Source organism: Enterobacter sp. RIT418 (genome assembly GCF_003057745.1).
GTDB lineage: Bacteria > Pseudomonadota > Gammaproteobacteria > Enterobacterales > Enterobacteriaceae > Enterobacter.
The window spans coordinates 136091-159890 of record NZ_QBJD02000010.1 but is presented as its reverse complement, the minus strand read 5'-3'; the positions used below and the strand labels follow the sequence as shown (position 1 = coordinate 159890).

Genomic DNA, 23800 nt, shown 5'->3' with positions numbered 1-23800 from the left:
CATAATCAGCACTTACCCCCAGACATTTTTACGAATCAGGCGTAAGTGCGATACACTTTGCAGATCGAACCTAAAAACCTTAATAAATATGCGCCTGGTTTTATCGTCCCTTTTTGCATTCGGTCTGTTCAGTAACCTGGCTTTTGCTGCGCCAGAGCCTGTTTCGCTGCCTGATATTCGCGACAGCGGCTTCGTCTACTGCGTCAGCGGGCAGGTTGATACTTTTAACCCGCAAAAAGCGGGCAGCGGCCTGATTGTCGACACCCTCGCCGCGCAGCTCTACGATCGCCTGCTGGATGTTGACCCTTACACCTATCGCCTGGTCCCGGAGCTTGCCGAAAGCTGGGAGGTGCTGGACAACGGCGCCACCTACCGTTTCCACCTGCGCAGCGACGTCGCCTTTCAGCACACGCCGTGGTTCACCCCCACCCGCAGGCTGAACGCGGACGACGTGGTGTTTACCTTCGAACGCATCTTTAACCGCAGCCACCCGTGGCATAACGTTAACGGCGGAAACTTCCCCTACTTCGACAGCCTGCAGTTTGCCGACACCGTGAAAAGCGTGCGCAAGCTGGACAATCACACGGTTGAATTCCGCCTGGCGCACCCGGACGCCTCGTTCCTGTGGCATCTTGCAACCCACTACGCCTCGGTGATGTCAGCTGAATATGCCGCGAAGCTCACGAAGATCGATCGTCAGGAGCTGCTCGATCGCCAGCCCGTCGGAACCGGGCCGTTTCAGGTCGCCGACTATCGCGCCGGTCAATACATTCGTCTGCAGCGCCACGAGCACTTCTGGCGAGGCAGCCCGCTGATGCCGCAGGTAGTCGTCGATTTAGGCTCTGGCGGCACGGGGCGTTTGTCCAAGCTGCTTACCGGGGAATGCGATGTGCTCGCATGGCCTGCTGCCAGCCAGCTCAGCATTCTGCGCGACGATCCGCGCCTGCGCCTGACGCTGCGCCCCGGCATGAACATTGCCTATCTGGCTTTCAATACCGATAAGCCGCCGTTGAACAACCCCGCGGTGCGCCACGCGCTGGCGCTGGCGATCAACAACCAGCGGCTGATGCAGTCGATCTATTACGGCACGGCAGAAACGGCCGCCTCTATTTTGCCGCGCGCGTCCTGGGCTTACGACGGTGAGGCTAAAATTACGGAGTACAACCCGGCAAAAGCGCGCGAGCAGCTTAAGGTGCTGGGGGCAGAAAACCTCACGCTGCAGCTGTGGGTGCCTACCAGCTCGCAGGCGTGGAACCCAAGCCCGCTAAAAACGGCTGAGCTGCTGCAGGCCGACATGGCGCAGGTAGGCGTTAGGGTGGTTATCGTTCCGGTTGAGGGTCGTTTCCAGGAGGCGCGTCTGATGGATATGAATCATGATTTAACCCTCACCGGCTGGGCGACCGACAGTAACGACCCGGACAGCTTCTTCCGTCCGCTGCTGAGCTGCGCGGCGATCAACTCCCAGACCAACTACGCCCACTGGTGCAACCGCGAGTTTGATTCGGTGCTGCAAAAAGCGCTTGCCACGCAGCAGCTTGCCGCGCGCATCGACGCCTACGACGAGGCGCAAAACATTTTGGCCCGCGAGCTTCCGGTGCTGCCGCTGGCCTCTTCCCTGCGTCTGCAGGCCTATCGCTATGATATTAAAGGCCTGGTGCTAAGCCCGTTCGGCAACGCCTCCTTCGCGGGCGTCTCGCGGGAAAAAGAACAAGAGGTGAAAAAGCCATGATCATTTTTACCTTGCGCCGCCTCCTGCTGCTGCTGGTCACGCTCTTTTTGCTGACGTTCGTCGGCTTTAGCCTGAGCTATTTTACGCCGCACGCGCCGCTGCAGGGCTCATCGCTTTGGGACGCCTGGCTTTTCTGGTTTACGGGCCTGCTGCACTGGGATTTTGGCGTGTCCAGCATCAACGGACAGCTGATTTCCGAACAGCTAAAAGAGGTTTTCCCGGCGACCATGGAGCTGTGCATCCTGGCGTTTGGTTTTGCCCTGATGGTCGGTATTCCGGTGGGCATGCTGGCGGGCATTTACCGCAATAAATGGCAGGACAAGTTCATCAGCGCCCTGGCGCTGCTTGGCTTTTCGATCCCCGTATTCTGGCTGGCGCTGCTGCTGACGCTTTTCTTCTCGCTGACGCTGGGCTGGCTGCCGGTGTCTGGCCGTTTTGACCTGCTTTACACGGTCAAAACGGTGACCGGGTTTTCGGTGATTGACGCCTGGCTTTCCGATTCTGTCTGGCGTCACGAAATGATCGTGAGCGCCTTGCGCCACCTGGTGCTGCCGGTGCTGACCCTCGCCGTCGCGCCGACGACCGAAGTCGTTCGCCTGATGCGCATCAGCACGATCGAGGTGTTCGACCAGAACTACGTGAAGGCGGCCGCCACGCGCGGACTCTCGCGCCTGACGATTTTGCGACGCCACGTCCTGCACAACGCCCTGCCGCCGGTGATCCCGCGCCTGGGGCTACAATTTTCAACCATGCTGACGCTGGCCATGATCACCGAAATGGTCTTCAGCTGGCCGGGGCTTGGGCGCTGGATGATTAACGCGATTCGCCAGCAGGACTACGCTGCCATCTCCGCAGGCGTGATGGTGATTGGCTCGCTGGTGATAATTGTGAACGTGATTTCCGATATTTTGGGTGCCATGGCAAACCCGCTGAAGCATAAGGAATGGTATGCCCTACGATAGCGTATACAGTGAAAAGCGCACGCCCGGCGCGCTGCGCACCGTGTGGCGTAAATTCTATGGTGATACGACGGCGATGATCGGCCTGTACGGCTGCGCCGGTCTGGCTCTGCTGTGCGTCTTTGGCTCGTGGTTTGCGCCCTACGGCATTGACCAGCAGTTCCTCGGCTATCAGCTGTTGCCGCCGTCGTGGTCGCGCTACGGCGAGGTGTCGTTTTTCCTCGGTACGGACGATCTCGGGCGCGACGTGCTGAGCCGCCTGCTGAGCGGCGCAGCGCCAACGGTCGGCGGGGCGTTTATCGTTACGCTGGCGGCGACGGCGTGTGGCCTGGCGCTGGGCATTTTCGCGGGCTCAACCCACGGCCTGCGCTCGGCGGTGCTTAACCATATTTTGGACACCCTGCTCTCTATTCCGTCCCTGCTGCTGGCGATCATCGTCGTAGCGTTTGCGGGGCCGCATTTGTCCCACGCGATGTTTGCGGTCTGGCTGGCTATCCTGCCCCGCCTGGTGCGCTCGGTATACAGCCTGGTGCATGACGAGCTGGAGAAAGAGTACGTTGTCGCCGCGCGCCTGGACGGCGCGACCACGTTCAACATTCTGTGGTTTGCGGTGCTGCCCAATATCGCTGCGGGGCTGGTCACGGAGATCACGCGCGCGCTGTCAATGGCGATCCTGGACATCGCCGCGCTCGGGTTCCTCGACCTGGGCGCGCAGCTGCCCTCACCTGAGTGGGGCGCAATGCTCGGCGACGCGCTGGAGCTGATTTACGTCGCGCCGTGGACGGTCATGCTGCCCGGCGCCGCGATTATGATCAGCGTCCTTCTCGTCAATCTGCTGGGCGACGGTATCCGCCGCGCAATCAATGCGGGGGTGGAATAATGCCGTTACTGGATATCCGCAATCTCACGATCGAGTTTAAAACCGGCGAAGGCTGGGTAAAAGCCGTAGACCGCATCAGCATTACTCTGGCTGAGGGCGAGATTCGCGGCCTCGTGGGGGAATCAGGCTCCGGCAAGAGCCTGATCGCCAAGGCCATTTGCGGCGTGGCGAAAGATAACTGGCGCGTCACGGCTGACCGCATGCGCTTCGATGATATCGACCTGCTGCGCCTCTCCCCCCGCGAGCGGCGCAAGCTGGTGGGCCACAACGTTTCGATGATTTTCCAGGAGCCGCAGTCCTGTCTTGACCCGTCGGAGCGCGTTGGCAAACAGCTGATGCAAAACATTCCCGGATGGACCTATAAAGGCCGCTGGTGGCAGCGCCTTGGATGGCGCAAGCGTCGCGCCATTGAGCTGCTGCACCGCGTCGGGATAAAAGATCATAAAGACGCGATGCGCAGTTTTCCCTACGAGCTGACCGACGGCGAATGTCAGAAGGTAATGATTGCCATCGCACTGGCGAATCAGCCGCGTCTGCTGATTGCGGATGAGCCGACCAACGCGATGGAGCCCACTACGCAGGCGCAGATTTTCCGCCTGCTGACGCGGCTTAACCAGAACAACAACACCACCATTTTGCTGATCAGCCATGACCTGCAGATGCTGAGCAAATGGGCGGATAAAATCGACGTTATGTACTGTGGTCAAACGGTAGAAACGGCGGGCAGTGAAGATCTGGTGACCATCCCCCATCACCCGTATACCCAGGCGCTGATCCGCGCGATACCCGATTTTGGCAGCGCGATGCCGCATAAAAGCCGCCTGAACACGCTGCCGGGGGCCATTCCTCTGCTGGAATCGCTGCCGATCGGCTGCCGTCTGGGGCCGCGCTGCCCGTATGCTCAGCGTAAATGCATAGAGACTCCGCGCCTGACGGGCGCGAAAAACCATCTTTACGCCTGTCATTTCCCGCTGAACATGGAGAGAGAGTGAAATGGTCGAAACGTTACTGGAAGTGCGCAACCTGAGTAAGACCTTTCGCTACCGCACCGGCCTGTTTCACCGCCAGACAGTGGAGGCCGTTAAGCCGCTGAGCTTTATGCTGCGCGAGAAACAGACGCTGGCGATCATCGGCGAGAACGGTTCGGGAAAATCTACGCTCGCGAAAATGCTCGCCGGCATGGTGGAGCCGACCGGCGGCGAAGTGCTGATCGACGATCGTCCGCTGACCTTCGGCGACTACTCGTTCCGCAGCCAGCGTATCCGCATGATCTTCCAGGACCCGTCAACGTCGCTCAACCCGCGCCAGCGCATCTCGCAGATCCTGGATTTCCCGCTGCGGCTGAATACAGACCTGGAACCGGAGGCGCGCCGCAAGCGCATCGTCGAGACGCTGCGCCTGGTGGGGCTGCTGCCGGATCACGTCAGCTATTATCCCCACATGCTGGCCCCGGGGCAGAAACAGCGCCTGGGCCTGGCGCGCGCGCTGATCCTGCGCCCGAAGGTGATTATTGCCGACGAGGCCCTTGCCTCCCTGGATATGTCGATGCGTTCGCAGTTAATTAACCTGATGCTGGAGCTGCAGGAAAAACAGGGTATCTCTTATATCTACGTGACCCAGCATCTCGGCATGATGAAGCACATCAGCGACCAGGTGCTCGTAATGCACCAGGGTGAAGTGGTGGAGCGCGGAAGCACCGCGGATGTCCTCGCCTCTCCGCTGCACGACCTGACCAAACGGCTTATTGCCGGACATTTTGGTGAAGCATTGACCGCCGATGCGTGGCGAAAAGATCGATAAGCGCGCGTCAGCAGAGTGGTCGGATTAACTAAGCGCGCGACACGTGATATTATCGCCGCGTTTTAACGACGATTGTCCCCATATGATGACGGTCGCCACAACAATGAATATAAGGATTAAAGCTATGGGTTTTCTTTCCGGTAAGCGCATTCTGGTGACCGGTGTTGCCAGCAAACTGTCCATCGCATACGGCATCGCACAGGCTATGCACCGCGAAGGCGCCGAGCTGGCATTCACCTACCAGAACGACAAGCTGAAAGGCCGTGTTGAAGAGTTTGCCGCACAGCTGGGTTCCAGCATCATTTTGGAATGTGACGTTGCACAAGACGAAAGCATTGATGCGATGTTCGCAGAGCTGGGCAAAACCTGGGAGAAATTCGACGGTTTCGTTCACTCCATCGGCTTCGCGCCTGGCGACCAGCTGGACGGCGACTACGTGAACGCGGTAACCCGTGATGGCTTCAAAATCGCGCACGACATCAGCTCCTACAGCTTCGTGGCGATGGCAAAAGCTTGCCGCTCCATGCTGAACCCGGGCTCAGCGCTGCTGACCCTGTCCTACCTGGGCGCAGAGCGTGCTATCCCTAACTATAACGTTATGGGCCTGGCAAAAGCGTCTCTGGAAGCCAACGTGCGCTATATGGCGAACGCAATGGGTCCAGAAGGCGTGCGTGTTAACGCCATCTCCGCGGGTCCAATCCGTACCCTGGCGGCGTCCGGTATCAAAGATTTCCGTAAAATGCTGGCGCATTGCGAAGCGGTTACGCCGATTCGTCGTACCGTTACCATCGAAGACGTCGGTAACTCTGCTGCATTCCTGTGCTCCGACCTTTCCGCGGGTATCTCCGGCGAAGTGGTTCACGTTGACGGCGGCTTCAACATCGCTGCAATGAACGAGCTGGAAATTAAATAAGCATGACGGCTCTCTTCCCGCCCGGGAAGAGAGTTTTCCCTCCCCCGTCTTTCTCCGTTATTCCGTTCTGCTATTTGTTATCACCTAACAATATTTTTCCCCTTAGCCCCCATGCGCCAGGATATTGATCGCCAATTTGAGATCAAGGAACGCCCATGGAACAGCGCCGCTTTTCCGGCAAAGGCCACTGGTATCATGAAACGCAGTCAAATCACGCGCAGGCGGACGTCCTGCCTCTGGTGCCCGAAGCCGCTAACGTCGAAGACCGTTTTTTGCTCGATTTAGCGTTACCCGAAAAGATTTTGGCGCAGTGTGGCGGATGGCTGACGCCTGCCAGAAGCCTGTGCCATCAGCTCTTTCCCCTGACGACACCCGTAACACGGCTGCACACCCTCAGCGCGTACGATCGGCTCAGCAGCGCGCTGACGGTTGCCCAAGCCTGCGGCGTTCAGCGGCTGTGTAATCACTACGCCGCCCTGCTTGCCCCGCTTCCCGGCCCTGACTCCTCCCGTGAAAGCAATCGACGCCTCGCGCAAATCACCCAGTATGCCCGCCAGCTTGCCTGTACGCCGGACGTTATCGATCAAAAAGCCCTGCAGCAGCTTGATGAGGTGGGCCTTACCCTCTACGACGCGGTGCTCATTAACCAAATCATCGGCTTTATCGGCTTCCAGGCGCGCACGGTAGCCGTGTTTCAGGCCCTGCTGGGCTATTCCGTACGCTGGTTACCCGGCCACCATATCCAGCCGCATACTCTTCCGAACGGCAACGTCAGCGGGCAACCGATGCTGCCGGCGGTTGAAATACGCTTTGCCAGCGCGCACCAGCTGGAGTCTTTGGCTCGCTGGCAGGCGGCACCTGCGCTGCAAAGGATAGCGCCAGTGCTTTGCCATCAGCCCGCGCTTCTGGACCTGACGGGCGCGCTTTTGAGCCAGCTTGAAGATGAAACGCCGCCAAACCTCCCGACGCTGGCCGCCGCCGTTGAGCTGCTGACCCGCTCTCCGGACAGGTTTAGCGCCGCGCAGTTTACGCCCTTAACGGAGGCCGGGCTGACGGCAGCCAGCGCGATCAATTTACTCGTCAAAAGCGCGTTTGACGGCTGGCTTGACCGCCTGAGCGTCGCAATCTGCAACGCAGAATAACCGTACTATTTACCCAAAGAGCGCTTGCTGTAGCAGTGAGATTCGCGTAAAACTGTCAGCCGCTCAATGGCTACGAAAATAGAACATTATGTTTCAGGACAACCCGCTGCTAGCGCAGCTTAAACAGCAACTGCATTCCCAGACGCCGCGTGCAGAAGGGGTCGTAAAAGCCACGGAAAAGGGCTTTGGCTTCCTGGAAGTTGACGGGCAGAAAAGTTACTTCATCCCGCCTCCGCAGATGAAGAAAGTGATGCACGGCGATCGCATCACGGCCGTGATTCACACCGAGAAGGAACGCGAGTCCGCCGAGCCGGAAGCGTTAATCGAGCCGTTCCTGACGCGCTTTGTCGGCAAGGTCACGCGCAAAGACGATCGTCTTTCTATCGTGCCGGATCATCCCCTGCTGAAAGACGCTATTCAGTGCCGCGCGGCGCGCGGCGTTGAGCATGATTTTAAGGATGGTGACTGGGCCGTTGCTGAAATGCGCCGTCATCCTCTGAAGGGCGATCGCGGTTTTTATGCCGAATTAACCCAGTTCATCACCTTCGGCGATGACCACTTCGTGCCGTGGTGGGTCACCCTCGCCAGTCACAACCTCGAGAAAGAAGCGCCAAACGGCGTAGCGACCGAGATGCAGGACGAAGGGCTGACGCGTGAAGATCTCACCGCGCTGGATTTTGTCACCATCGACAGCGCCAGCACCGAAGACATGGACGACGCGCTGTACGCGCAAGAGCTTGCCGACGGCAAGCTGCAGCTGACCGTCGCGATTGCCGATCCGACCGCGTGGATCGCCGAGGGCAGCAAGCTGGACGAAATGGCCAAAGTGCGTTCGTTCACCAACTACCTTCCCGGCTTTAATATTCCGATGCTGCCGCGCGAGCTGTCTGACGACCTTTGCTCCCTGCGCCCTAACGAAGTCCGCCCGGCGCTGGCGTGCCGCATGACCGTAGCCGCCGACGGCACGATTGAAGACGATATTCACTTCTTCGCCGCCACCATCGAATCGAAAGCCAAACTGGTTTACGACGAGGTTTCTGACTGGCTGGAAAACACCGGTAGCTGGCAGCCAGAATCTGACGCCATTGCCGCGCAAATTCGCCTGCTGCACCGCATCTGCCTGAACCGCAGCGAGTGGCGCAAAACCCACGCCCTGGTCTTTAAAGATCGCCCTGATTATCGCTTCGTGCTGGGCGAGAAAGGTGAAGTTCTGAATATCGTCGCTGAACCGCGCCGCATCGCGAACCGCATCGTTGAAGAAGCCATGATTTCTGCCAATATTTGCGCTGCACGCGTGCTGCGCGACAAATTAGGCTTCGGCATTTACAACGTGCATACCGGTTTTGACCCGGCGAACACCGAGGCGCTGGCCGCCCTGCTGAAAACCCACGACGTGCACGTCGATCCGGAAGAAGTGCTAACGCTAGAGGGCTTCTGCAAGCTGCGCCGAGAGCTGGATGCTCAGCCATCGGGCTTCCTCGACAGCCGCATTCGTCGTTTCCAGTCCTTTGCGGAAATCAGTACCGAGCCAGGCCCGCACTTTGGCCTCGGCCTCGAAGCGTACGCGACCTGGACCTCCCCTATCCGCAAGTATGGCGATATGGTTAACCACCGCCTGCTGAAGGCGATCGTCAAGGGCGAGACGGCTTCGCGTCCGCAGGATGACACGACCGTGCAAATGGCAGAGCGCCGCCGCCTGAACCGCATGGCTGAACGCGATGTGGGTGACTGGCTGTATGCGCGCTTCCTGAACGACAAAGCAGGGAGCGATGCCCGCTTCCCGGCTGAAATCATTGATATCAGCCGCGGCGGCATGCGCGTACGCCTGGTGGATAACGGTGCCGTTGCCTTTATTCCTGCCCCGTTCCTGCATGCCGTGCGCGACGAGATGGTCTGTAGCCAGGAAAACGGTACGGTACAAATCAAAGGCGAAACGGTTTACAAAGTTACCGACGTGATTGACGTAAACATCGCAGAAGTCCGCATGGAAACCCGCAGCATTATCGCACGCCCCGCCGCCTGACGGGTGTTTACGCCGCAGGTCATTTCTGCATGAAATGGCCTGCGCATCCTCCTTTTAATACCCTCAGCTTAAACATCCTTTTTCTTACTATTTTCCCGCTTTCCTCACCCAATTTCGCCAGAATTATCTACAGTAAAAGAGTCGTGCTGTATTCGCTTATGTGAATTTTTATACACAATATATTCTTTGCGATCAGATACGCTTTTATTCCATAACCTCGTCAAATCCAAGACGTTTACATCGGAACCGACGACGTTTTGCTGCGGAAAAGCCGATTATAAATGAATAATTTTTTGCGCTAATGAGTAGGTATGGGTGAAAAGATGATGGACGAGTTGGAACAAAATTTGCTGTTTCGATACATGGGAACGCACAGCCCATGGTGGCGGCTTACCGCTGACAGTAACGCTCTCCATTTGGCCGCCAGCGAGCGGGCCGATGCGATTCAGGTGGTTGCGCTGGATGACGAGCAGGCTGACCAGATCCGCCAGCTCACCGTCATTACCTCCAGCATTACCCTGACGCTGTCCCTGTACGGCGCCGACGTCCCGATTCATCTCGTCGGCCGCAAAATCAACAAAAAGGAATGGGCCGGTACGGCATCGGCCTGGAACGATACCCCTTCCGTTGCGCGCGACCTGGTGCAAGGCCTCTCCTTTGCCGAACAGGTGGTTTCTGAGGCCAACTCCGTCATTGTCATCCTCGATCAGCACGGGAATATCCAGCGCTTTAACCGCCTGAGCGAAGAGTATACGGGCCTGAAAGAGCAGGAAGTGATCGGCCAAAACGTCTTCAAACTGTTTATGAGCCGCAGCGAAGCCACGGCGTCAAAACGCAATATCGCCGGTTTTTTTCGCAACGGCAGCTCTTACGAAGTTGAACGCTGGGTGAAAACGCGCAAGGGACAGCGGCTTTTCCTTTTCAGAAATAAGTTCGTTCACAGCGGCAGCGGAAAGAATGAAATTTTTCTGATCTGTTCCGGGACGGATATTACCGAAGAACGCCGCGCCCAGGAGCGCCTGCGGGTGCTCGCCAACACCGACACCATTACCGGCTTACCCAACCGCAACGCCATCCACGAGCTAATTTCCGATGCCATCGCCGCCCGCGGTGATACGCAGCTTGGCGTGGTGTATCTCGATCTGGACAACTTCAAAAAGGTTAACGATGCCTACGGGCATATGTTCGGCGATCAGCTCCTGCAGGCGGTTGCGCTTGCCATTCTGAGCTGTCTTGATCAGGGGCAAACGCTGGCGCGCCTCGGCGGCGACGAATTTATCGTGATGGCCACGGATACGTCGCAAGGCTCGCTGGAAGCCATGGCCTCACGTATCCTGACCCGCCTGCGTCAGCCCTTCCGCATCGGTCTTATCGAAATTTATACGGGATGCTCGTTAGGGATTGCCCTTGCCCCTCAGCACGGTAACGATCGCGAAAGCGTCATTCGCAACGCCGACACGGCAATGTACACGGCCAAAGAGAACGGCAGAGGGAAATTTTGCGTCTTCTCCCCCGAGATGAACCAGCGCGTATTTGAATATCTCTGGCTGGATACCAACCTGCGCAAGGCGCTGGATAACGATCAGCTGCTGATTCACTACCAGCCCAAAATGACCTGGCGCGGCGAGGTCAGAAGCCTGGAAGCCCTGGTGCGGTGGCAGTCTCCCGAGCGCGGCCTGATCCCGCCGCTGGAGTTTATTTCGTATGCCGAGGAGTCTGGCCTGATCGTTCCCCTGGGGCGCTGGGTCATGCTCGACGTTGTCCGCCAGGTCGCGAAATGGCGCGATAAGGGTATCAATCTGCGCGTGGCGGTGAACGTTTCTGCCCGCCAGCTGGCCGACCAGACCATATTCAGCGATCTCAAGCAGGCGCTGAAGGATTTGCGCTTTGAATACTGCCCGATCGACGTTGAGCTCACCGAAAGCTGCCTTATTGAAAACGAAGAGCTGGCGCTTTCCGTGATCCAGCAGTTTAGCCAGCTGGGGGCGCAAATTCACCTCGATGATTTTGGCACGGGATATTCTTCCCTGTCACAGCTGGCGCGCTTCCCTATTGACGCCATTAAGCTCGATCAGTCGTTTGTGCGGGAGATTCATAAGCAGCCCATTTCGCAGTCGCTGGTACGCGCCATTGTTGCGGTCGCGCAGGCGTTAAACCTGCAGGTCATTGCAGAGGGCGTGGAGAGCGCAAAAGAAGACGCCTTTCTGACGAAGAATGGCGTCAACGAACGGCAGGGATTTCTGTTTGCTAAGCCGATGCCCGCTGCCGCATTCGAGCGATGGCTTAAGCGGTATCAGTCAAGAAAGATGCGCTAGCTGGCTTTGCGCAGTCCCGACGCGCGGTGGCGGTTTTGCAGCATCACCAGACGCTCCATATAGGCTATGTCTTTGGGTTCAAGATAAAAGGCCGCGTCAACCCAATCTTCCGTAATGTCCATCAGCTCGCTGCGGGGCAATTGTAAAACGCGCGTCCGGGCGCGCAGCATGGCTCTTACGCCGTTCATCTTTGGGATCAGCGTGTCGATGAACGTGCGCACGGCCACGGAGCTTTGACCGGGTTCAAACAGAACGTCGACTAACCCATGCTGTTCGTACCATTCCGCGGTATGTGATTCCCCTTTATAGATAAGCTCCTCCGCCAGCTTCATGCCGGAACGGCGCGCAACCAGCGAATATCCCCCCATGCCGGGAAACAGGTTAAAGGCAATTTCAGGAAACCCTAAGCGAGCATCGCGCTGCGCCAGTACGAAATGGTGCGCCAGCGCGGCCTCAAATCCGCCGCCCAGCGCGCTGCCTTCGACCATGGCCAGCGAAATAGCCCCGGTGTCGAAACCGCGCGACGCCGCGTGTACGCAATCCACGCAGGCGCGCGCGTAGGCCCGCAGCGCCTCGCGGCGTTTGTTTTGAATGCACTCTACGAAAAACTGTAAGTCCCCTCCCGTATTGTAGATATCCGGCACCAGCGATCCGGTAACCCAAAAGTCGACAATAAAACTTGACTGGCGCACCAGCCAGGAGAGATTCATGATCTCTTCAATAAGCGCGTGGTTGAAGCAGGGGCGCGGCTGCGCGCGAAGCATCATCCAGACGGTATGACGCTCCTCTTCATAATACCCCGCCAGCTGGGTAAAACGTTCAGTATCGGTAAACAGTGTACAGGTTGCTTGGTTGATTACGGTCATGGTCTAATTCCTCATATAAAAAAGCGCGTTGCGCGCTTTTTTAGACTAATCCACGGGTTAAGACCGCATCGCGGGAGTGGCTAGATTTATCACTTTCATTTATGTCATTTGGTTATTGCATTTTTTCCCTTCTCTTTTGAACCTATTTTCTGCATCATTGAAAATATTCACTTTTCGCTCCCGGGGGGACGATTATGCCTAACATTGACTCATCTGCTGTGGCACAACGTATTGATACCGTGCTGGATATTCTTGTCGCGGGTGATTACCAGTCTGCAATTCGCAATCTTGAAATTTTGAAATCTGAGTTACTTGCGCAGCATGACAGCAGCGCCCCTTCAGAAAATGCACAGCCAAAAGCCCCGTGGGAAGTGTAACCACCCTGTTTTCGACCTCTCGTTTTAAATGGATGCTATGAATTCCAGACAACAAATCATTTTGCAGATGGTCATCGATCAGGGACGCGTCAGCGTCGTTGACCTGGCCAAAACTACCGGCGTTTCAGAAGTCACAATCCGTCAGGATCTCAACCTGCTTGAAAAACAGAGCTATCTGCGCCGCGCCCACGGCTACGCCGTTCCGCTGGACAGCGAAGATGTTGAGACGCGCATGATGAATAACTACGCCCTCAAGCGGGAGCTGGCAGAGTTTGCCGCGTCCCTCGTGAATAACGGCGAGACGGTGTTTATTGAAAACGGCAGCAGCAATGCCCTTCTGGCGCGCACGCTGGCCGAGCAGAAAGATGTGACGATTGTTACGGTCAGCAGCTATATTGCCCATCTGCTGAAACAGACGCGCTGTGAAGTGATCCTGTTAGGCGGTATTTACCAGAAAAAAAGCGAGAGCATGGTTGGCCCGCTGACGCGCCAGTACGTGCAGCAGGTCCACTTCAGCAAGGCTTTTATCGGCATTGACGGCTGGCAGGCGGACACTGGCTTTACCGGCCGGGACATGATGCGTTCAGACGTGGTTAACGCGGTGCTTGAAAAAGAGTGTGAAGCAATCGTCCTTACCGACAGCTCGAAGTTCGGTGCAGTCCATCCCTACACGATGGGCCCTCTTTCACGCTTTCGCCGCGTGATCACTGACGACCGTCTGAGCGATGAATACCGCGAGCAGCTCATGAAAGAGGGTCTTATGGTCGATATTGTTAAAAAAACCGCATGATTCCCTACAGCGCCCATAGACGGGCGCTTTTCTGTCTTCTGAGAGAAATCCGACCCTTCGTTTAAGAGTTTTTACCTGTATAACTTCGCGCAAAGACGTAGAATTAATGTTAGCGATATAACAGGAAGTGACTATCACCTGCGTGATTACGTAACGCCTGCGCAACCAGCCTTCACGGAAAATAGAATTTAGGTATTTAAATTAGCTATACTTAAAGAGCACTTCTTTCCGTGAATCGATAATTCAGGAGAAAGTATTATGTCTTTAACCAGCAAAAAATTAGCCGCTGCTGTTCTGGCAATCACTGTAGCAATGTCTCTGAGCGCATGTTCAAACTGGTCTAAACGCGATCGCAACACCGCCATCGGCGCGGGTGCAGGTGCCTTGGGCGGTGCAGTGTTAACGGATGGTAGTACGCTGGGTACATTAGGTGGTGCTGCCGTTGGCGGTATTATCGGACACCAGGTGGGTAAATAATCTACAAAACGGCACTCACCTGTATAAAGATATATTCAGTACGCTTCAGGTCTTGGCCTACGCACGTAAATAAGAGCCACGGTATTCGCCGTGGCTCCTTTATTTTATCCGCCCACCAGTTTGACTTTCATTCCTTTCGCTTCGAGTAGGCTTTTAATGACATCACGCTTGTCGCCCTGAATTTCAATAATGCCGTCTTTTACCGCACCGCCGCAGCCACATTTCTTTTTCAGCTCAGCCGCGAGCGCTGCCAGCGCAGCGTCATCAAGGTCAATGCCGGTAATCAGGCAAACGCCTTTTCCTTTACGGCCGCTCGTCTGACGCTGAATGCGAACAATGCCGTCGCCTTTTGGGCGCTCTGCTTTTGCCTTCGGCTCGTCGATGCGTCCGGTATCGGTTGAATAGACCAGACGGCTGTTTGAATCACTCATTATGCCCCCTTTCTCAACGACGCGTTGATGGCTTTCAGCGTTTGGGCCGGGTTTGCCGACTGCGTAACGGGACGGCCAATCACCATATAGTCTACGCCAGCCTCCAGCGCTTGTTCAGGCGTCATGATGCGTCGCTGATCGCCAGCCTCGCTGCCTGCCGGGCGAATCCCTGGCGTTACTAGCCTGAAGTCCTGGCCCAGTTCAGCCTTGAAGCGCATGGCTTCCTGGGCGGAGCACACTACGCCATCCAGACCGCATGCCTTCGTGAGGCGCGCCAGGCGCTCTGCGTGCTGGGCAGGTGACAACGTCACGCCAAGGTCGCGCAGATCGTTTTCGTCCATACTGGTCAACACGGTGACGGCGATCAGCAGCGGCGCATCGCTACCGAATGGCAGTAACGCTTCACGCGCTGCGGTCATCATGCGCGCCCCGCCCGATGCGTGCACGTTCACCATCCACACGCCAAGCTCTGCGGCTGCGGCGACCGCATGCGCAGTGGTATTCGGGATATCGTGGAATTTCAGGTCGAGAAAAATATCAAAGCCGCGCTGTTGCAGATCGCGGACGATTTGTGGACCAAATAACGTGAACATTTCTTTGCCGACCTTCAGCCGGCAGTCGCGCGGATCGATGCCGTCGACGAAGGCCAGCGCAGCGTCACGGTTATTATAATCGAGAGCCACGACAACAGGAGAATCGGTAACAATGCGGGAAATAGAAGATGTAGCAGACGTCATGACCAGCCCTTTTCGTCTATGGGCGCGCAGCGGCGCGTAACAGATAAACGGCGAGCATTCTACCTGCCAGCGGCCAAAAAGGACAGAATCCATTTTTCCTGCCTGACCGAAGACCGCACCGTGCGGCGTGGTTTGTAAAGCTTAAACAGTATGTTGTAACTAAAATAGCGTGTTTTAAAAAAGACTACTGTCCATCCAGCCCTCGAATCGGCTTGATGGTGGACCAGGCGCGGCAGGAAGGACAGTGCCAGTAAAGCGTATAGGCGGTGAAACCGCACTTCTGGCAGCGGTAGCGCGGCTTGCTGCGCACCTGCTCGCCAACCATATCACGCAGCACCATCAGGCTCTCTTTCGCGCGCCCTTCTTCTGCGTCATTCAGGTGATAATCCATCAGCTTGTGGAACACGCGCATCGTCGGATGACGTTGAAGCTGTCGGGTAATATAGACCTGCGCCGTGTCGCTGCCTTCATGCTGTTCAACGACGTCTGAAAGCATCAGTTCCGCCGTCGCCCCGGTGTTCGCTTCTACACAGCGGCGCAGGAAGGCAACCCACTCATCCTGTTTATCAAGCTGTTGATAGCAGGTTTGCAGCATCTCCAGCGTTTCGCTGACGAGCTCTTTATCCTGATCGATAACGCGCAGCAGGCTTTCTACCGCTTTCGCGTACTCGCCGTTCGCCATGAAGACGCGGCCCATCATGATGGAAATGCGCGCGCTGTTGCGGTCTGCCGCGGCCCCTTTTTTCAGCAGGGACATGGCTTTATCCATGTCTTCATTGCCCATCTGCTGAAGCGCAAGTTCACAGTAGAAATGGGCAATCTCAACGCGCTGCTTGTCTTTCCCAAGCTTGACCAGGCGCTCTGCCGTGTCGATGGCTTTCTGCCAGTCGCTTGTCGCCTGATAGATCTGCAGCAGCTGCTGGAGCGCGCTGATGCGGAAGTCCGTTTCGTCAACCAGCTGCATGAACATATCTTCAGCGCGGTCGTACAGCCCGGCGGCCATGTAGTCGCGACCAAGCTGCTGAACGGCCAGCAGGCGCTGATCGTACGTCAGCGAGGCGCTTTCCATGAGGGTCTGGTGAATGCGGATTGCGCGGTCGACCTCGCCGCGCGAGCGGAAGAGGTTTCCGAGCGTAAGGTGGGCTTCAACGGTACCGGTGTCCTCTTTAAGCATGTCGAGGAACAGGTCTACCGCTTTATCCTGTTGATTGCTCAGGAGGAAGTTTACCCCCGCAACGTAGTCGCGGGAGAGCCGGTTGGCTTCATCCTGCTTTGTTTGTTGCGCACTTCTGCGGCCCATATACCAGCCATAGGCTGCGGCTACAGGCAAAAGCAGAAACAACAACTCCAGCATATTCGATTATTCCTTGGCTACCGGCACACCAGAGCTTTCCGGAACGTCGGACGCGGGCGCAATTTGATGTTCAAGTCGTTTGATTTTACGTTCAGCGCGAACAAGTGAAACACGGACCTTCAACCAGAACAGGCCACACACCAGCCAGCCGATAAAGAAGCCAGCCGCAAAGAGGACGGCCAACAGGCTCGATACACGGTACTCGCCCTGCGCCAGCAGATAGTTAAACGTTACCTGCTGATCGTTTTGTGCGCCTAATGTGACTGAAATGACAAAAATCGCCAACACCAGTAAGAAAATGAGTAAATATTTCACATGACTTCCCGTTATGTGGTTTAAGCGAATAAAGTGTGTTCAACTTACCGCAATCAGCCTTATAAACTACCATTTTAGTGACGGACGCGAAACGGAAAAAGTCGCGCGCCAGTCATGGATTTATGGGCAAAATGCGCAATATCAACCTTCAGGCGCCGCTTTGGTCCCTTTCGGCGATTTCTTCTTTCTCTTGCGGCGGCGGCGTCAGTGGCCCACAAGCCCGTTCAGCAAGCCAGGTTGCCAACGTCACCAGTAGCCATGAGATAAGCGTCGCAACCACCAGATCCCGCGGCCAATGCATGCCTAACAGCAGCCGGCTTCCCATGACGCCCGTTGCCCACACCAGCAGCACTGCAATAGTCACCGTACGGCGTCGCGGCCAAAGCAGGCCCACGCCCAGCAGCGCCCAGCTGGCGGCGAACATGGTGTGCCCGGAAGGAAAGGCAAAACCGGTCTCTTTTTGCCAGTGCTTGCGTAGAAACGCTGGAACATCCTGCTGTTCCGAAAGCTGTTCTTTTACCAGCGCACCGCGATCTTTACGCTTTAAAGTGTAGAACTCATCTACCGGAATATGGTGCGTTTTTTCCAGCCACACCACGAACGGACGCGGTTCCTGCACCCGGTCTTTGACAAAGGACTTCACCCCCTGCCCGACGAGAATGGCACCGCCAAGAATCGCAAAAAGCACCAGTGCAGCCTTAAGCCGAAATCTCAGACACCAGAGAAACCAGGCACAGAGCAGCACGTGGGTGATGATTCCCCACGGTTGCGTCACCGTTTCGGTTATCCAGTAGAGCGTTTTGAGCCATGCGGCGTTATGCCCAGGCTGCCACGTCCAGCCTGACATCCACACGGCAAGAGGCATTATCAGTAATACGGCCGCACCGGCTGCCGTTCGTCTGGCGATAGAAAGCATGTTTTCTCCTTTTTCGCTAAGCCCCCCAATCATAACTGAATTTCTGGATTGCGTTGGATATGTCGGATCGTGCGTTTAACGTTCGTATAGCTCGGCGGCCATTAGGCGAACGCGCTGAGCTTGTGGCAAAATGAGAAGATACAGAAAGCCAAACAGGCTTAAGGCACGAAACGTGTCAGCATACTCTGGAGAATCACATGCAGCTTAAACGTGTGGCAGAAGCCAAACTGCCAACCCCATGGGGCGATTTCCTGATGGTGGGATTTGAAGAACTGGCAACCGGGCAGGATCACGTTGCCTTAGTGTTTGGCGACATTTCAGGGCAGACGCCGGTCCTGGCGCGCGTGCATTCGGAATGCCTGACGGGCGATGCCCTGTTCAGCCTGCGCTGTGACTGTGGTTTTCAGCTGGAAGCTGCCCTTTCCCATATTGCTGAGGAAGGCCGCGGCATTCTGCTTTATCATCGCCAGGAAGGCCGTAATATCGGTCTGCTGAATAAAATCCGCGCCTATGCATTGCAGGATCAGGGCTACGATACCGTAGAAGCTAACCACCAGCTCGGCTTTGCCGCGGACGAGCGCGACTTTACCCTCTGTGCGGATATGTTCAAGCTGCTGAACGTTGATGAAGTTCGCCTGCTCACCAATAATCCCAAAAAGGTGGAAATCCTCACCGAAGCGGGGATCAATATTGTCGAACGTGTGCCGCTGATCGTGGGCCGTAACTCAAAAAATGCCCACTATCTTGACACTAAGGCCGCAAAGATGGGCCATCTGCTGAAAGAGTAAAATTAAAAAGCCCGACGGCATTTCGCCTGCGCGGGCCTGTAATAAGTTGCACTCTCTTTTTGTAGCTCGTTGTATGCCGGGCATGCGCAGCGCCGCCCGGCAAAACAAGCCGCTACCCCAGCATCTTACGAATCACATAGTGTAAAATACCGTCGTTCTGGTAGTACGTCAGCTCCGTAGCCGTGTCGATACGACACCGACACTCCAGCACCTCCGTTTTTCCATCTTTGCGCGTCAGCTTAACCGGCACCGTTTTGCCCGGCTTAAGCGCCTGCAGTCCGCTAATATCAATCAGCTCTTCGCCTGTAAGCCCAAGCGTTTTGCGGGTCACGCCCTGCGGAAACTCCAGAGGCAGAATGCCCATGCCGATCAGGTTTGACCGGTGAATACGCTCGAAGGATTCCGCGATGACCACGCGCACGCCCAGAAGCCTTGGGCCTTTCGCTGCCCAGTCTCGGCTGGACCCAGAGCCATACTCTTTCCCGGCGATAACCGCCAGCGGCGTACCTTCCTGCTGATACTTAACGGCTGCGTCATAGATAGAGACAACGTCCGCACCCGGAAGATGACGCGTCATCCCACCTTCCACGCCCGGGACCAATTCATTGCGAATGCGAATGTTGGCAAAGGTACCGCGCATCATCACTTCATGGTTACCGCGACGCGAGCCGTAGGAGTTGAAGTCACGGCGCTCAACGCCGCGTGCCTGGAGATAGCGGCCCGCCGGGCTGTCGGCTTTAATATTCCCCGCAGGGGAAATATGGTCCGTAGTGACCGAGTCTCCGAGCATCGCCAGAATGCGCGCGCCGTGAATATCCCTGAGCGGCTCAGGCTGCGCCTGCATCTCATCGAAGAACGGCGACAGGCGGATATAGGTAGAATCATCCTGCCAGCCGTAGGTATCTGAACCCGCCACCTCGATCGCTTTCCACTCCGGCGTCCCTTCAAAGACTTCCGCATACTCTTTGCGGAACATCTCCGTCGAAACCTGCTCAACGGCGCGGGCGATTTCCTGCGAGGATGGCCAGATATCCTTCAGATACACAGGCTCATTTCTACGGTCGTGCCCAATAGGGTCGCTCGCCAGGTTAATGTTCATATTTCCGGCGAGGGCGTAAGCCACGACCAGCGGCGGCGAGGCCAGCCAGTTAGTTTTCACCAGCGGATGAATGCGCCCCTCAAAGTTTCGGTTACCGGAAAGCACGGCCCCGACGGTGAGATCGCCCTGTTTAATGGCGGTCTCAATGGGGTCCGGCAGCGGCCCGGAGTTGCCGATGCAGGTTGTACAGCCATACCCCACGAGGTTAAAGCCAAGCTCATCCAGATAAGGCGTAAGCTTCGCATGGGCCAGGTAGTCTGACACCACCTTAGAACCAGGTGCCAGAGAGGCTTTCACCCACGGCTGGGTTTTAAGGCCAAGCTCCACCGCTTTTTTAGCCAGCAGGCCAGCAGCCATCAGCACGCTCGGGTTTGAGGTGTTAGTGCATGAGGTGATGGCGGCGATAACCACCGCGCCGTCAGGGAGCTGATACTGATGTCCGTTCATGACATAGTCGATCGGGCGATGATCTTTTTGCGCGGCGTTAACTTCCAGCTCGTTGCTGGCCGCAAACGCCTGCGGCACGTTGTGCAGCGCAACGCGGTCCTGTGGGCGCTTCGGCCCTGCCAAGCTGGCCTCGACCGTGCCCATGTCCAGCTCAAGCGTGCTGGTAAAGACCGGCTCGTCGCCGGGGTTACGCCACATTCCCTGCGCTTTGGTGTACGCCTCGACCAGCGCGACCTGCTCCTCGCTGCGGCCGCTGAGGCGCATGTATTCCAGCGTTACGCCGTCAATCGGGAAAAAGCCGCAGGTTGCGCCGTATTCCGGCGCCATGTTGGCAATGGTGGCGCGATCGGCGAGAGGAAGTGAATCCAGGCCATCGCCGTAAAATTCCACAAATTTACCGACGACGCCGTGCTTGCGCAGCATTTGCGTAACGGTCAACACCAGGTCGGTGGCCGTAATGCCTTCCGAAAGCTTTCCGGTTAGCTTAAAGCCCACCACGTCCGGGATCAGCATCGACACGGGCTGGCCGAGCATCGCCGCCTCGGCTTCAATACCGCCGACGCCCCAGCCCAGCACGCCGAGGCCGTTAATCATGGTGGTGTGGGAATCGGTCCCCACCAGCGTATCCGGATAAGCGACCCACTCCTTGTCCTGAAGCTCGCTCCAGACCGCTTTGCCCAGGTACTCAAGGTTAACCTGGTGGCAAATCCCCGTTCCCGGTGGAACCACGCTGAAGCGGCTAAACGCCTGTTTTCCCCATTTCAGAAAGACGTAGCGCTCATGGTTGCGTTCCATCTCAAGGCGGACGTTCTCGCCGAAGGCATCGTCATCACCGAAGTGGTCGACGGTGACGGAGTGGTCAATGACAAGATCGACCGGAGAGAGCGGGTTAACTTTTGCCGTATCGCCGCCAAGCCGCTTAACGGCTTCACGCATGGCGGCTAAGTCCACCACGGCAGGCACGCCGGTGAAATCTTGCATCAACACCCTGGCCGGACGATAGGCGATTTCCCTGTCGGCATGGGCGCTTTTAAGCCATCCCGCGAGCGCATGGATGTCTTCAGCAGTAACGGAGTCCTCGTCCTGCCAGCGCAAGAGGTTTTCCAGCAAAACTTTTAGCGACTTAGGTAACCGCGAAATGTCCCCAAGTGTTTTGGCTGCCAGCGGCAGGCTGTAGTAGTGCCAGGTTTTGTTTTCTGCCTGTAGCGTGTCCTTACTGGCTTCGCGTAGGGTTAACGACATAAGCTCCTCCTTAATCACAGAGATACCCTGATAATCATCAGGGCCGTAATTAAAGATAACACAAAGATGTCGTAACGTTTTGATAACAACCCAAATTGATAAATTTCCGACGAGTCCTGGCCCCTCTAAAACAAAAAACCCCGCCGCGGCGAGGTTTTGGGATTTAGACGAAGGCCAGCCAGATAAGCTGGCACCAGAACAGGGTCGACACGGAAAAAACGCCGAGCCATGACCAGTATTTAAGCGTTGTCATGTTATTCACCATCCGTACACCAGGCTTTATTAATTAAACATTCCGAGGCTGGCCTCAGGTCTATATTGCTGATGTGTATTTATCAAAGAGTACAAAGGAACAAAGAGAGTGTTAAGGAATCGGGCCGGATTTAATAGCGCGATAAAAGCAAATTATTGTTTTTTCGGTTCGTCTTCTGCGAACAGATCAATAAAGGCTTGCTGCTGTGGAGTCAGTTTCCATGACGCTGGCACACTGGTTGCCGGCGCCTTTGCAACCTTATGACCACCGTCACGAGGCTGACACATTTGCTTTAGCGTTTCTACACGTGCCGTAAGAGCCATAGTTAACCCCAAAATTTCCAGGCCAGGAGAGCAACCGCCACCCAAAACAGGGCGGAGACGAGAAAGACCGCCAGCCAGGCTTTACGCTTTAGTGCAGGATCCCTTTGCGGTTCTTCACTTCCTGTTGGCATTGCTAACCTCATATAATCGACTTCGCTTATCATTTCGAGACCAACAATTGGTACAAGTAATCATCTGATGAGATAAATCCTAAAGAAACTTTAGCCGAAAAGCCAGTGAATTTACGCGTCCTGGGGCGGGAATTATTCATTCTTTTGACCAGAAATAAATAATTGAAAAGAATTATTTGCGAAGCTGTAAAATACTTTCTACTTTTGTCGCAATTCAACGACACATTAACCACACTGTTAAAATGGTTTACGCGATTATATTGGTTAAGCCGCAGATGATGATAATTCTAATTTAGCTTTGAGGGGGATATTTCGGTATCTTCCCTTAAAGGAAAGATACCGGAAGTGATTATTTAGCGGGAAGCTTAATATCTTTAAACATCTCCTCGATATCTTCGTTTGAACGCAATGCCACTGCGGTGTCTACCACGTCGCGGGTTAAATGTGGCGCAAATCTCTGAATAAAATCATACATATAGCTGCGCAGGAAGGTGCTACGGCGGAAGCCTATTTTTGTCGTGCTGTGGCTGAAAACGTCATGGGCGTCAAGACGCACCAGGTCCGGGTCGGAGACGGGATCAACCGCCATGCTGGCGATGACGCCAACCCCAAGCCCCAGACGCACGTACGTTTTGATGACGTCGGCATCCGTCGCGGTAAACACGATCCGCGGCGTTAATCCCGCGCGATTAAAGGCGGTGTCGAGCTCTGAACGGCCCGTAAATCCGAAGGTGTAGGTCACCAGCGGATACTGCGCCAGCTCTTCAATGGTCACGGAGCCCTTCCCGGCCAGCGGGTGATCCGGGGTAACAACGATCGAGCGGTTCCAATGATAGCAAGGCAGCATAACCAGATCGTCGTACAGGTGCAGCGCTTCGGTAGCGATGGCAAAGTCCGCGTTGCCCTTGGAAACCGCTTCCGCGATTTGCGTTGGCGACCCCTGGTGCATATGCAGCGACACGCGCGGGTAACGCTCGATAAAGCCCTTAATAACTCCAGGCAGCGCATAGCGCGCCTGCGTATGCGTCGTGGCGATATAAAGCGATCCTTTATCCGGCCAGGTATGTTCCCCCGCAACCGACTTTATCGCATCAACTTTAGAGAGCACCTCGCGGGCGATACGAATGATCTCCTGCCCTGCTGGCGTGACCTGCGTCAGGTGTTTACCGCTGCGGGCAAAGATTTGAATACCAAGCTCATCCTCCAGCATTCTGACCTGCTTGCTGATGCCGGGCTGGGAGGTATAAAGGCCCTCGGCCGTAGAAGAGACGTTAAGGTTGTGGTTTACCACTTCAACGATATAGCGAAGCTGCTGTAGTTTCATGCCGGACCATCCGATTAGCGCACGGGTCAATCGCTTAATACGATTTAATAATAAGAAAAGGGTTAACTATAACCACTATATCATTTATAGCCCGAGTGTATAGTCCGTAACAAAAAATAATAACAGGTAATAAAAAAGGGCCGGAAGCCCGGCCCTTTAACAGGTAATT

Annotated in this window: 23 protein-coding genes; 13 read left to right on the top strand and 10 right to left on the bottom strand. The window is 56.0% G+C overall.

All coding sequences use genetic code 11. The annotated features are described in order from the left end of the window. Positions 1-88 precede the first annotated feature (88 nt). The 9 genes from sapA to pdeR all read left to right on the top strand — a co-directional run bounded on the left by sapA (position 89) and on the right by pdeR (position 11761). Positions 89-1729: an ABC transporter substrate-binding protein SapA gene (gene sapA / locus DBY73_RS13915; protein ID WP_112011694.1), complete on the top strand. Its 1641-nt coding sequence runs from the start codon at positions 89-91 to the stop codon at positions 1727-1729. After that, complete coding sequence (gene sapB / locus DBY73_RS13910; protein ID WP_112011693.1) at positions 1726-2691, top strand: putrescine export ABC transporter permease SapB; 966 nt, start codon at positions 1726-1728, stop codon at positions 2689-2691. Before sapA ends, sapB begins: the two co-directional genes overlap by 4 nt. Next, a complete protein-coding gene (gene sapC / locus DBY73_RS13905; RefSeq protein WP_112011692.1) occupies positions 2678-3568 on the top strand; it encodes a putrescine export ABC transporter permease SapC in 891 nt (296 codons plus the stop codon). Before sapB ends, sapC begins: the two co-directional genes overlap by 14 nt. Further along, complete coding sequence (gene sapD, locus DBY73_RS13900) at positions 3568-4560, top strand: peptide ABC transporter ATP-binding protein SapD (RefSeq protein WP_112011691.1); 993 nt, start codon at positions 3568-3570, stop codon at positions 4558-4560. Before sapC ends, sapD begins: the two co-directional genes overlap by 1 nt. Before the next feature lies 1 nt (position 4561). Further along, positions 4562-5368, top strand: coding sequence for a putrescine export ABC transporter ATP-binding protein SapF (sapF, locus tag DBY73_RS13895; protein WP_112011690.1), 807 nt, complete (start codon positions 4562-4564; stop codon positions 5366-5368). 124 nt (positions 5369-5492) lie between these two features. Beyond that, a complete protein-coding gene (fabI, locus tag DBY73_RS13890; RefSeq protein ID WP_112011689.1) occupies positions 5493-6281 on the top strand; it encodes an enoyl-ACP reductase FabI in 789 nt (262 codons plus the stop codon). Positions 6282-6436: 155 nt separating this feature from the next. Continuing rightward, complete coding sequence (locus tag DBY73_RS13885) at positions 6437-7423, top strand: CMD domain-containing protein (RefSeq protein ID WP_112011688.1); 987 nt, start codon at positions 6437-6439, stop codon at positions 7421-7423. An 88-nt stretch (positions 7424-7511) separates the two neighbouring features. Further along, the gene (locus tag DBY73_RS13880) at positions 7512-9446 is read left to right on the top strand and encodes an exoribonuclease II (protein WP_112011687.1); all 1935 of its coding nucleotides are present in this window, start codon (positions 7512-7514) and stop codon (positions 9444-9446) included. A 323-nt stretch (positions 9447-9769) separates the two neighbouring features. Next, positions 9770-11761, top strand: coding sequence for a cyclic di-GMP phosphodiesterase (gene pdeR, locus DBY73_RS13875; protein WP_112011727.1), 1992 nt, complete (start codon positions 9770-9772; stop codon positions 11759-11761). Here pdeR and DBY73_RS13870 read toward each other — a convergent pair. Further along, the gene (locus DBY73_RS13870) at positions 11758-12627 is read right to left on the bottom strand and encodes a crotonase/enoyl-CoA hydratase family protein (RefSeq protein ID WP_112011686.1); all 870 of its coding nucleotides are present in this window, start codon (positions 12625-12627) and stop codon (positions 11758-11760) included. The two genes, pdeR and DBY73_RS13870, sit on opposite strands and share 4 nt — an antisense overlap. Before the next feature lie 194 nt (positions 12628-12821). Between DBY73_RS13870 and DBY73_RS13865 the strand changes: the two genes are divergently transcribed. The 3 genes from DBY73_RS13865 (at position 12822) to osmB (ending at position 14271) form a co-directional block, all read left to right on the top strand. Continuing rightward, entirely contained in the window at positions 12822-13004 is a 183-nt protein-coding gene (locus DBY73_RS13865; protein WP_112011685.1) for a hypothetical protein, read from the top strand. Between the two features lie 37 nt (positions 13005-13041). Further along, complete coding sequence (locus tag DBY73_RS13860; RefSeq protein ID WP_112011684.1) at positions 13042-13794, top strand: DNA-binding transcriptional regulator YciT; 753 nt, start codon at positions 13042-13044, stop codon at positions 13792-13794. Positions 13795-14052: 258 nt separating this feature from the next. Then, positions 14053-14271 (top strand): osmotically-inducible lipoprotein OsmB, encoded by a 219-nt coding sequence (gene osmB, locus DBY73_RS13855; protein WP_112011683.1) that lies wholly within the window; start codon positions 14053-14055, stop codon positions 14269-14271. A 104-nt stretch (positions 14272-14375) separates the two neighbouring features. Here the strand turns inward: osmB and yciH are convergent, their stop codons facing one another. The 5 genes from yciH to pgpB all read right to left on the bottom strand — a co-directional run bounded on the left by yciH (position 14376) and on the right by pgpB (position 18024). Next, complete coding sequence (gene yciH, locus DBY73_RS13850; RefSeq protein WP_112011682.1) at positions 14376-14702, bottom strand: stress response translation initiation inhibitor YciH; 327 nt, start codon at positions 14700-14702, stop codon at positions 14376-14378. Continuing rightward, the gene (gene pyrF, locus DBY73_RS13845; RefSeq protein WP_112011726.1) at positions 14702-15439 is read right to left on the bottom strand and encodes an orotidine-5'-phosphate decarboxylase; all 738 of its coding nucleotides are present in this window, start codon (positions 15437-15439) and stop codon (positions 14702-14704) included. The genes yciH and pyrF overlap by 1 nt, the downstream gene beginning before the upstream one ends. A 184-nt stretch (positions 15440-15623) precedes the next feature. Then, entirely contained in the window at positions 15624-16793 is a 1170-nt protein-coding gene (gene lapB, locus DBY73_RS13840; protein WP_112011681.1) for a lipopolysaccharide assembly protein LapB, read from the bottom strand. A gap of 6 nt (positions 16794-16799) precedes the next feature. Beyond that, a complete protein-coding gene (locus tag DBY73_RS13835) occupies positions 16800-17108 on the bottom strand; it encodes a LapA family protein (protein WP_112011680.1) in 309 nt (102 codons plus the stop codon). Between the two features lie 148 nt (positions 17109-17256). After that, positions 17257-18024 (bottom strand): phosphatidylglycerophosphatase B, encoded by a 768-nt coding sequence (gene pgpB, locus DBY73_RS13830; protein ID WP_112011725.1) that lies wholly within the window; start codon positions 18022-18024, stop codon positions 17257-17259. Positions 18025-18221: 197 nt separating this feature from the next. On the opposite strand from pgpB, the gene ribA reads away from it, so the two are divergent. Beyond that, complete coding sequence (ribA, locus tag DBY73_RS13825) at positions 18222-18812, top strand: GTP cyclohydrolase II (protein ID WP_112011679.1); 591 nt, start codon at positions 18222-18224, stop codon at positions 18810-18812. Positions 18813-18924: 112 nt separating this feature from the next. Here ribA and acnA read toward each other — a convergent pair whose 3' ends face one another. From acnA to cysB, 4 genes are all read right to left on the bottom strand, one after another. Further along, positions 18925-21600, bottom strand: coding sequence for an aconitate hydratase AcnA (gene acnA / locus DBY73_RS13820; protein WP_112011678.1), 2676 nt, complete (start codon positions 21598-21600; stop codon positions 18925-18927). 163 nt (positions 21601-21763) lie between these two features. Then, positions 21764-21862: a small membrane protein YmiC gene (gene ymiC, locus DBY73_RS22335; protein WP_349254576.1), complete on the bottom strand. Its 99-nt coding sequence runs from the start codon at positions 21860-21862 to the stop codon at positions 21764-21766. Between the two features lie 316 nt (positions 21863-22178). Further along, positions 22179-22319 carry a YmiA family putative membrane protein gene (locus tag DBY73_RS13815; protein WP_220092928.1) on the bottom strand — a complete coding sequence of 47 codons (141 nt, stop codon included), beginning with the start codon at positions 22317-22319 and terminating at the stop codon, positions 22179-22181. A gap of 337 nt (positions 22320-22656) precedes the next feature. Beyond that, positions 22657-23631 (bottom strand): HTH-type transcriptional regulator CysB, encoded by a 975-nt coding sequence (gene cysB / locus DBY73_RS13810; RefSeq protein WP_010431770.1) that lies wholly within the window; start codon positions 23629-23631, stop codon positions 22657-22659. Positions 23632-23800: the final 169 nt, after the last annotated feature.

Coding starts and splice junctions, on each gene's coding strand:
- sapA (WP_112011694.1), top strand. CDS start 89: ATGCGCCTGGTTTTATCGTCCCTTTTTGCATTCGGTCTGTTCAGTAAC.
- sapB (WP_112011693.1), top strand. CDS start 1,726: ATGATCATTTTTACCTTGCGCCGCCTCCTGCTGCTGCTGGTCACGCTC.
- sapC (WP_112011692.1), top strand. CDS start 2,678: ATGCCCTACGATAGCGTATACAGTGAAAAGCGCACGCCCGGCGCGCTG.
- sapD (WP_112011691.1), top strand. CDS start 3,568: ATGCCGTTACTGGATATCCGCAATCTCACGATCGAGTTTAAAACCGGC.
- sapF (WP_112011690.1), top strand. CDS start 4,562: ATGGTCGAAACGTTACTGGAAGTGCGCAACCTGAGTAAGACCTTTCGC.
- fabI (WP_112011689.1), top strand. CDS start 5,493: ATGGGTTTTCTTTCCGGTAAGCGCATTCTGGTGACCGGTGTTGCCAGC.
- DBY73_RS13885 (WP_112011688.1), top strand. CDS start 6,437: ATGGAACAGCGCCGCTTTTCCGGCAAAGGCCACTGGTATCATGAAACG.
- DBY73_RS13880 (WP_112011687.1), top strand. CDS start 7,512: ATGTTTCAGGACAACCCGCTGCTAGCGCAGCTTAAACAGCAACTGCAT.
- pdeR (WP_112011727.1), top strand. CDS start 9,770: ATGATGGACGAGTTGGAACAAAATTTGCTGTTTCGATACATGGGAACG.
- DBY73_RS13870 (WP_112011686.1), bottom strand. CDS start 12,627: ATGACCGTAATCAACCAAGCAACCTGTACACTGTTTACCGATACTGAA.
- DBY73_RS13865 (WP_112011685.1), top strand. CDS start 12,822: ATGCCTAACATTGACTCATCTGCTGTGGCACAACGTATTGATACCGTG.
- DBY73_RS13860 (WP_112011684.1), top strand. CDS start 13,042: ATGAATTCCAGACAACAAATCATTTTGCAGATGGTCATCGATCAGGGA.
- osmB (WP_112011683.1), top strand. CDS start 14,053: ATGTCTTTAACCAGCAAAAAATTAGCCGCTGCTGTTCTGGCAATCACT.
- yciH (WP_112011682.1), bottom strand. CDS start 14,702: ATGAGTGATTCAAACAGCCGTCTGGTCTATTCAACCGATACCGGACGC.
- pyrF (WP_112011726.1), bottom strand. CDS start 15,439: ATGACGTCTGCTACATCTTCTATTTCCCGCATTGTTACCGATTCTCCT.
- lapB (WP_112011681.1), bottom strand. CDS start 16,793: ATGCTGGAGTTGTTGTTTCTGCTTTTGCCTGTAGCCGCAGCCTATGGC.
- pgpB (WP_112011725.1), bottom strand. CDS start 18,024: ATGCTTTCTATCGCCAGACGAACGGCAGCCGGTGCGGCCGTATTACTG.
- ribA (WP_112011679.1), top strand. CDS start 18,222: ATGCAGCTTAAACGTGTGGCAGAAGCCAAACTGCCAACCCCATGGGGC.
- acnA (WP_112011678.1), bottom strand. CDS start 21,600: ATGTCGTTAACCCTACGCGAAGCCAGTAAGGACACGCTACAGGCAGAA.
- DBY73_RS13815 (WP_220092928.1), bottom strand. CDS start 22,319: ATGAGGTTAGCAATGCCAACAGGAAGTGAAGAACCGCAAAGGGATCCT.
- cysB (WP_010431770.1), bottom strand. CDS start 23,631: ATGAAACTACAGCAGCTTCGCTATATCGTTGAAGTGGTAAACCACAAC.